Origin of the sequence: Streptomyces sp. NPDC058240 (genome assembly GCF_042882135.1) — a bacterium.
Lineage (GTDB): Bacteria > Actinomycetota > Actinomycetes > Streptomycetales > Streptomycetaceae > Streptomyces.
The window spans coordinates 21,061-27,981 of record NZ_JBHVWT010000060.1 but is presented as its reverse complement, the minus strand read 5'-3'; the positions used below and the strand labels follow the sequence as shown (position 1 = coordinate 27,981).

Here is a 6,921-nt window from a genome sequence, read left to right as displayed (position 1 = left end):
CCAGATGGGCCGAGACCGGCCTCATCCACAAACTTGGCCCCGGCCTCTACGCCGCCACTGCATGGACCCCAACACCCCTTGCGTGACCTGCGAAAACGTTAACTACCTGGCCTTGGGACCTGTCCCCTGATCTTGGACACACGAGACACTGGATCTTGAGGATCTGAGAACTGATATCTCGTGGTCATGAAGCACTACCCGCCGGAGTTCAAGGCGGACGCAGTTGCGCTGCACCAGTCGCGGCCCGGAGCGACGATCAGGTCGGTCGCTGCTGACCTGGGTGTCAACCCGGAGATGGTGGTCACCGACAACGCCTCGTCGCATCGGAGAGCGAGGACACACACTGAGTGACGGAACTCCGTCGCAGGCATTGAGTACACGACACCTCAACATGCGAGCCCGCCAGTTGGCCCGGGCCGGCCTGGTTTCTCGGCGCGAGCCGCTCGTACCCGAGGAGGCTCACCGGGTGGCTCCGCGTCATCGGGTGGACGGCTCCGGTTGCGTCCCGGCCGTGTGCATCGCAGGCTGCCGCTATGGACCGCCCCCCGGGAGCAAGCGCGCTGCCCGTCCTGGTGACCGGCGCCGCGGGCAGTGTAGGCGCCGTCGGACGTTCCGTCGTCGAGAGCCTTCGGCGACGTGGCCTGCCCGTCCGGGCCGCGGTACGTCGCGAGGACGATCGCGCACGGGCACTGCGGGCGACCGGCGCCGAGGTCGTGGTCGCAGACCTGACGCATGCAGGCGAGGTCGCCAGCGCCCTGGACGGTTGCGGGCGGATGTACTTCGGCATGGGCGTGTCGGCGCAGTACCTGGAGGCGGCCCTGACGGCAGCGGTCGTCGCGCGCGCGTACGGGCGCCTGGAGGTGTTCGTGAACATGTCGCAGCTGACCGTCGCCGAGATGGACCTCAGCCGCACCTCCGAGTCGGACCAGCAGCGGCAGCAGTGGCTGGTCGAGCAGGTCCTCGACTGGTCGGGCCTGCCCGTTGTCCAGATCAGGCCCACCGTGTTCCTGGAGAACCCGCTCTTCCGCGTCGGCTTCTCCTCGATCGCGAAGACGGGCACCATCAGGCTGCCCTTCGGCGAGGCGAAGACCTCCCCGGTGGCGGCCGGCGACGTCGCTGCGGTCGTGGAGGAGGTCCTGGCCGACCCGACTCCGCACACCGGGCGGATCTACGAGCTGACCGGCCCCCGTTCGGAGGGCATCACCGCCATGGCGGCACAGGTCTCCGCGGTCCTGGGCCGGCCGGTCGGCTACCGCGACGTCCCCCTGCAGGAGTGGATCGACCACGATCTCAGGCCGCTAGGGCTGCCGGACCACGTCTTCCAGCACATCTCCACCATGGCCCGCCTCCATGCGGAGAACCGGTATGACCGCAAGGCGGACGGTGTGGAGCGGGTCACCGGGCGGCCCCCTTCGGAAGTGGCCGACTTCGTCCGGACACACGCCGACCTGTTCACCGGCCCATGAGCGGCGAACTCCTCGACCTGGCCGTCACCACGTCCGGCGGCCGAGAACTGTGGAGCACTCCTAGCGGAAAGCACCTGCTGCAGGAACCCCGGCTGACGCCCCGGCCAAGCCACACACACCAGCGCGCAGGAGCGGAATCATGAACCGTCGTGTCGTCTACACCCATGGTGGGTTGCCCGCCGATGTCCTGACCGTCATTGAGGAGCCCGAGCCGGCTTCCGAGCGCGGCCAGGTCCTCATCCGCACCACGGCCTTCACGGTGCACCCCGGTGATCTTCAGGCCATCGAGGCCACCCAGGGACGGCTGCACAGCCGGTTCCGGACTGAGCGATCATTCGCAATTCCTCATTGGCAGCCGAGTCGTCGTGGGGGGTCGGGCGGCCAATCGATGCCAGCCACGGACGGCAGAACCTCGAAAGCCACACCCGACGCCCCTGGGTGGCCAACCATACGAAGGGCTCGCCCTGTCCCACAGGAGAACGTAGGGAACCTTGAGCGGGCACCGCTGAAGTCTGAGCGAGAAATTAGCTGGTCACAGCATTCGCACCTCGGTCTCGGGGAGCTTCGCCCACCAGTGGTGGTAGCGGCTGTAGACCTCCACCTCGCGGTCGCTGAGGAGCGCACTCGTGGACTGGGCCTCCACGGCGAGTCCGTCCCAGGTAGCGGGTGACAGGGAGTGGAAGGCCGCGGCCTCGATGCCACCGTCCACCGGGCGCCACACACCAGCGACGTGGCCGTCCGCCAGCAGGGTGGGCAGTACGTCTCCGTTCCTGCGGATCACCAGGGGCGGTAGGCCGGGGGTATCACCCGGCTGCGGTCGGCGAAGGCCAGCAGAATGCTGTCCCACATCGCCATGAGCCGGGGCGGCGCGGGAGTATCCGGGGGCGGCCGGGGGCGGCCGGGAGGTCGAACAGCGTGCCGCCGTCCGGACCCTGGAGCTGCTCGATAGCACCGTCCAGAGCGCGCAGCGCCTCGCGGACGGGTGCCCGCTGCACCATGGCGAACTGCGCCACGTCCGCCACCGATGCGGGCCCGAAGCCTGCCAGATAGCGCAGAATCGGGGTCCGCAGCGCGTGTGGATCCACTGCCCGCCCTGCAGGGATGGGCCCGGTCCCGGCCGCGACGAAGGACGGCCGGAGGCCGAATGACCACAGCGTGTCTGTTGGGGCATGGTGCAGAGGCGTGTACGCCTTCAGCCCCCACCACACCCCGTCCTTCTTCTCGGCACCGAGCCGCTTCTCGACCCACGCCTGCATCTCTGCCGAAGTCCGCGGCCGACGGGCGAAGGCCAGCTCGGCCGGAGCGAAACCGGTGACCCGGTTCCACAGCGCGAGGCACGGCGAGGCCGGATGCTGCGCCTGGGGCGCGACCACGCGTCGCACCGCGTCGGGAATGGCCAGCTGCTCACGCTCCAGCAGCAGCTGGCGGCTGAGGGCCGCCCTGTTGAGTTCGCGTGCAGTGATCATAACGGCGCAGAGTAAGGAGCGCTTCAGTTGGTGGGAATCGCCAATTGAAGCGCTCAGTCGCGCGTGGTGAACGAAGGCAGCGTCGCGACCTGCAACGATTTCAGATTCCGCCCGATAGCGACGGGGCCCCGGCTCCGGGTGGGGCCCCGTCGAACCGCAACCGGTCGGCGGCGGCGGAAGCGGCCCCTTCCTCGTTCCCGGAATGGGTTCAGATGGCGAACAGCAGAGCAGCGCTGCCGAGGACCACTACGGCGGTGGCGAAGTGGATGCCGTACGCGACCGCCTTCGTGCCGCCGTGGCGGAGCACTATGAGCGTGTCCCCGAGCGGCGCCAGCGCGACGAGAAGCATGAACCATGCCTCGGCGCGGGCGCCGGCGAACGCCAGTAGCGCCAGGCCCAGCAGGCCGAAGGTGAGGTCTCGCAGGCCCTTGATGGTCAGGTACGCGGGGTCGCCGCCACTGGGCGCCGCGGGCACGCCGTAGCCGGCTGCGGACGCGACTGGCTGGAACAGGAAGCGCACCCCGATGAAGACGACGAACAGATCGAGTACGACGGCCAGGGTGTACGCGGTGACGGTCATGACAGCTCTCCTTGAGCTCGCTCCGGAATATAGCGACGCTAGCAACAGGAGCGAAGCTATCAAAGCATCGGCAGATTCACTAGCGCTGCTAGAGTTTCAGGTATGACAATTCAGACGCGCCGGGAGCGCGAGCGGGCGGAGCGGGAGCGGCTGATCGTGTCGGCCGCCCGGGAGCTGGCCGAGGCGGAGGGCTGGAGCGCGGTGACAACGCGGCGCCTGGCGGCGGAGGTCGAGTACAGCCAGCCGGTCCTCTACAGCCACTTCAAGGGCAAGGACGCGATCATGGCGGCGGTCGCGGTGGAGGGCTGCGCGGAACTGGCGACGGCGCTGCGCGCCGCGCGCACGGACGAGACGGACGAGCGGGGCGCGCTGGCCGCGGTCGGCGCGGCGTACACAGCGTTCGCGCGGCGGCGGCCCGCGCTCTACGACGCGATGTTCACGCTGGCCGTGGATCTGCCGTTCGCCACAGCCGAGGCTCCGGTCGAACTCCAGGCGGCGTTCGACGAGCTCCGCCAGGCCGTCGCCCCGATAGCGGCCGACGGCGACGACATCGGACTCCTCACCGAGACGTACTGGGCCAGCCTGCACGGCCTGGCATCCCTCACCCGCAGCGGCCGCCTCCCTGAGAAGGCCCACGATCGCCGACTGGCCTTGCTGGTAAATCACCTCACAGCCTGAGCCCGGCACCTCTCGAAGGCGTACCTCACGGTGATCGCCTCGGCAATGCCGGTCAGCTTGTTTCGCCGGCGCCCCAGGGTGAGCGTTCCGGTGGTCGTACGCCTGGAGAAGTGATCACCATCCGTCACGCTCAGTTCCGCCAACTGAAGCGCTCGGCGTTTGCGGGGTGCCGGACCGAGGCCCTCCAGCGCAGGCCACTACTGCTGTCGCTGCGGCGTTGAGGAAGATCGTGAACACCGAGGACTCGTCCACCGCGTCGATGCAGCCGATACGGAGAAGTTCTTCCCCCGTCTGCTCAAGGATGTCGACAGTGGCGGCAAGGCCCTCGACCGTGTGGCCACACCTCAAGGTGGAACGGAACCGAACCCGGCAGGTATGCGCGAGCCGGTCGGCCGGGATCAGGCCGTCCCAGACGACGAAGGCACCCCAAGCGATCAAGGCGTCGCGTGCAGGTCCGCATGCCGGGGTCTGCTCACCAAGCATCCCGGCGAGGCCGTCTCGAGTCACGCTCTGGCCTGGTGACAGGAAGGCCGCCGATCGACCGTATGTGACAAGTAATGTGCCTCCCCGGTGACAACCAGGCTGCTTCGACCTGATTCATTCTGCAGCCTATTCGGTCCCGTAGGTGACAACTACCGAGTCTCGGCACACCGGCCACCGACTGCGACAAGAGCCCTCTTCTTGACGCCGACTACGATGTCGTCCGCATCGCCGACGCGCTGCTGGGCAGCCCGCACATCCTGGGCGCCGAAGCCCAACCCGGCGACGACACCGCGCGGTGTGGCCGACATCAACTACACCCTCACCCTGCGGGACGCGGAGCCGACCGACGACGACCTGCTGCCCGAGCCGGTGCTCACCGAGGCCCTCGCCGCGGCGATCCTCAACGCCCCGCACTTCGTGGTCGCCACGCCGGACTCGCCGTGCGAGGACACCATCACCGTCCAGACCGGGGCGGCGTCCGTCACCTCCTGGTCCTCGGAGTCGGCCGCAACGGCCCCGGCACCGACCAGGAGCAGTCCACCCCGGCGGTCGACCCGGTGCCTCCCCGCGAGAACCGTCCGTGTCCGGCACGAACCGCCGACCGGCCGTGCGGACACCGCCTTCACACTCCTCTGACCGCTTCCTGACATCGCGTGAATACTGTCCCGCGCATGCGCACACCTCCTCACCGCCAATGCGGTCACCAGGACAGCACCCGCAGGGCCCTCCGGCACGCGATCGGCGCCACCGTCGCGGTGTCGGCGGCCGTCGTCGCACTGGTCACGCCGACCGCGGCCGCCAACGCCGCACCGCACAACCCGTCGTCCACCAGCGGCAGCGCGGCGGGACCGGACACCACCACCACCCACGCCAGCGCCACGACCGCACAAGAGCGCAACCGGATCAACGCCTACTGGACCCCCGAGCGGATGAAGCTGGCAGGCGCTCTGGTCCCCGAGATCACCCCCGTGCCCGAGGACGACAACACGCCGGACGACCCGAGGCCGCTTCCCGTGAACACGCCGGACTCCGGGGCCGTGTGGACACACGGCGGGGCGGTGGAAAAGAACGTAGGCCGCCTGTTCTTCACCTTCTCCGACGGCTACGACGGCAGTGCACCGCGACGGTCGTCACCAGTGCCAACCGCAGTACCGTCATCACGGCAGCACACTGCCTGAGAGGCGTCGGGTCGCCTTCCGCCGACGACACCTGGAACCACAACTTCTACTTCGTGCCCGGCTATCGCAACGGAACGAAACGGCACTGTCACGTTGACTGACCGGGTGGGATGTTCTTCTGGTTGGTCATGCTGGGAGGGGCCGTCCGTGGACAGCGCGCCGCCGTCGTACAAGGGGCACCGGTACCCGGTGGAGATCATCGCGCACTGCGTGTGGCTGTACTTCCGTTTCCCGCTGTCGTTCCGCGAGGTCGAGGAGCTGATGCTCGAGCGCGGCGTGCTCGTCTCCCACGAGACGGTCCGCCGCTGGTGTACGAAGTTCGGGCAGGCCTACGCCAACGGCCTGCGCCGCAGGCGTGTGCAGCCGGGCGACAAGTGGCACCTGGACGAGGTCTTCGTGAAGATCAACGGTGAGCTGAAGTACCTGTGGCGGGCCGTCGACGCCGATGGCAACGTGCTCGATATTTTGGTCCAGGGCCGAAGGGACAAGGCCGCGGCCAGGCGGTTCTTCCATAAACTGCTCAAGAAGACCTGCTCGGTGCCGAGGGTGATCGTCACCGACAAGCTCCGCTCCTACGGCGCGGCCCACCGCGAGGTCATGCCCTCCGTAGAACACCGCGCCCACAAGGGCCTGAACAACCGGGCGGAGAACTCCCACCAGCCCACCCGGCAGCGCGAACGCGCGATGAAGGGCTTCCGCTCCGTCGGCGGAGCCCAGCGGTTCCTGGCCGCGTTCAGCGGTATCTCGCCCCACTTCCGACCACGCCGCCACCTGATGACCGCCACCGAATACCACACCGAGATGACCACCCGCTTCGCCATCTGGGACGAGATCACCGGCCCCACCGCCCTGCCCACCGCAGCGTGAGCCAGGCCCCCACCCGACCCCTACACCCCCTGACGCGCCCTCAATCGATCAACACCGCACCAACGTGACAACGCCCTGTCGACGCCTGAGGCCGTCGAGAGTGAGCATCTCAAGGATGCTCATGCGCAGTGGGTGTGCCAGTCCTCGCAGGCTGCGGGCGCCAATACGCCGTATGGGATTGGGAGGGGCCGTCGCGTCGTCGT

The 6,921-nt window shown here is 68.5% G+C and carries 8 protein-coding genes and 1 pseudogene; 6 read left to right on the top strand and 3 right to left on the bottom strand.

The annotated features are described in order from the left end of the window. Positions 1-186 precede the first annotated feature (186 nt). Positions 187-351 carry a transposase gene (locus ACFVX4_RS37715; protein WP_389986748.1) on the top strand — a complete coding sequence of 55 codons (165 nt, stop codon included), beginning with the start codon at positions 187-189 and terminating at the stop codon, positions 349-351. A gap of 182 nt (positions 352-533) precedes the next feature. Further along, positions 534-1,466, top strand: a complete 933-nt coding sequence (locus tag ACFVX4_RS37710) for an NAD(P)H-binding protein (RefSeq protein ID WP_389986746.1) — start codon at positions 534-536, stop codon at positions 1,464-1,466. 532 nt (positions 1,467-1,998) lie between these two features. On the opposite strand, the pseudogene ACFVX4_RS37705 reads toward ACFVX4_RS37710, so the two are convergent. Both ACFVX4_RS37705 and ACFVX4_RS37700 read right to left on the bottom strand, forming a co-directional pair. Continuing rightward, positions 1,999-2,932: pseudogene (locus tag ACFVX4_RS37705) on the bottom strand (DNA glycosylase AlkZ-like family protein). A 208-nt stretch (positions 2,933-3,140) separates the two neighbouring features. Further along, entirely contained in the window at positions 3,141-3,512 is a 372-nt protein-coding gene (locus ACFVX4_RS37700; RefSeq protein ID WP_385323416.1) for a DUF4267 domain-containing protein, read from the bottom strand. A gap of 102 nt (positions 3,513-3,614) precedes the next feature. Between ACFVX4_RS37700 and ACFVX4_RS37695 the strand changes: the two genes are divergently transcribed. Further along, positions 3,615-4,190 carry a TetR/AcrR family transcriptional regulator gene (locus ACFVX4_RS37695; protein ID WP_389986744.1) on the top strand — a complete coding sequence of 192 codons (576 nt, stop codon included), beginning with the start codon at positions 3,615-3,617 and terminating at the stop codon, positions 4,188-4,190. Positions 4,191-4,304: 114 nt separating this feature from the next. Here ACFVX4_RS37695 and ACFVX4_RS37690 read toward each other — a convergent pair whose 3' ends face one another. After that, positions 4,305-4,673, bottom strand: coding sequence for a hypothetical protein (locus tag ACFVX4_RS37690; RefSeq protein WP_389986741.1), 369 nt, complete (start codon positions 4,671-4,673; stop codon positions 4,305-4,307). Positions 4,674-4,886: 213 nt separating this feature from the next. Between ACFVX4_RS37690 and ACFVX4_RS37685 the strand changes: the two genes are divergently transcribed. The 3 genes from ACFVX4_RS37685 (at position 4,887) to ACFVX4_RS37675 (ending at position 6,718) form a co-directional block, all read left to right on the top strand. Beyond that, the gene (locus ACFVX4_RS37685) at positions 4,887-5,309 is read left to right on the top strand and encodes a hypothetical protein (protein WP_389986738.1); all 423 of its coding nucleotides are present in this window, start codon (positions 4,887-4,889) and stop codon (positions 5,307-5,309) included. Positions 5,310-5,344: 35 nt separating this feature from the next. Beyond that, positions 5,345-5,851 carry a hypothetical protein gene (locus tag ACFVX4_RS37680; protein ID WP_389986736.1) on the top strand — a complete coding sequence of 169 codons (507 nt, stop codon included), beginning with the start codon at positions 5,345-5,347 and terminating at the stop codon, positions 5,849-5,851. 147 nt (positions 5,852-5,998) lie between these two features. Continuing rightward, positions 5,999-6,718, top strand: coding sequence for an IS6 family transposase (locus tag ACFVX4_RS37675; protein WP_389986733.1), 720 nt, complete (start codon positions 5,999-6,001; stop codon positions 6,716-6,718). The last annotated feature ends 203 nt before the right edge of the window (positions 6,719-6,921 follow it).

Coding starts and splice junctions, on each gene's coding strand:
- ACFVX4_RS37685 (WP_389986738.1), top strand. CDS start 4,887: ATGTCGTCCGCATCGCCGACGCGCTGCTGGGCAGCCCGCACATCCTGG.
- ACFVX4_RS37715 (WP_389986748.1), top strand. CDS start 187: ATGAAGCACTACCCGCCGGAGTTCAAGGCGGACGCAGTTGCGCTGCAC.
- ACFVX4_RS37690 (WP_389986741.1), bottom strand. CDS start 4,673: ATGCTTGGTGAGCAGACCCCGGCATGCGGACCTGCACGCGACGCCTTG.
- ACFVX4_RS37695 (WP_389986744.1), top strand. CDS start 3,615: ATGACAATTCAGACGCGCCGGGAGCGCGAGCGGGCGGAGCGGGAGCGG.
- ACFVX4_RS37680 (WP_389986736.1), top strand. CDS start 5,345: ATGCGCACACCTCCTCACCGCCAATGCGGTCACCAGGACAGCACCCGC.
- ACFVX4_RS37710 (WP_389986746.1), top strand. CDS start 534: ATGGACCGCCCCCCGGGAGCAAGCGCGCTGCCCGTCCTGGTGACCGGC.
- ACFVX4_RS37700 (WP_385323416.1), bottom strand. CDS start 3,512: ATGACCGTCACCGCGTACACCCTGGCCGTCGTACTCGATCTGTTCGTC.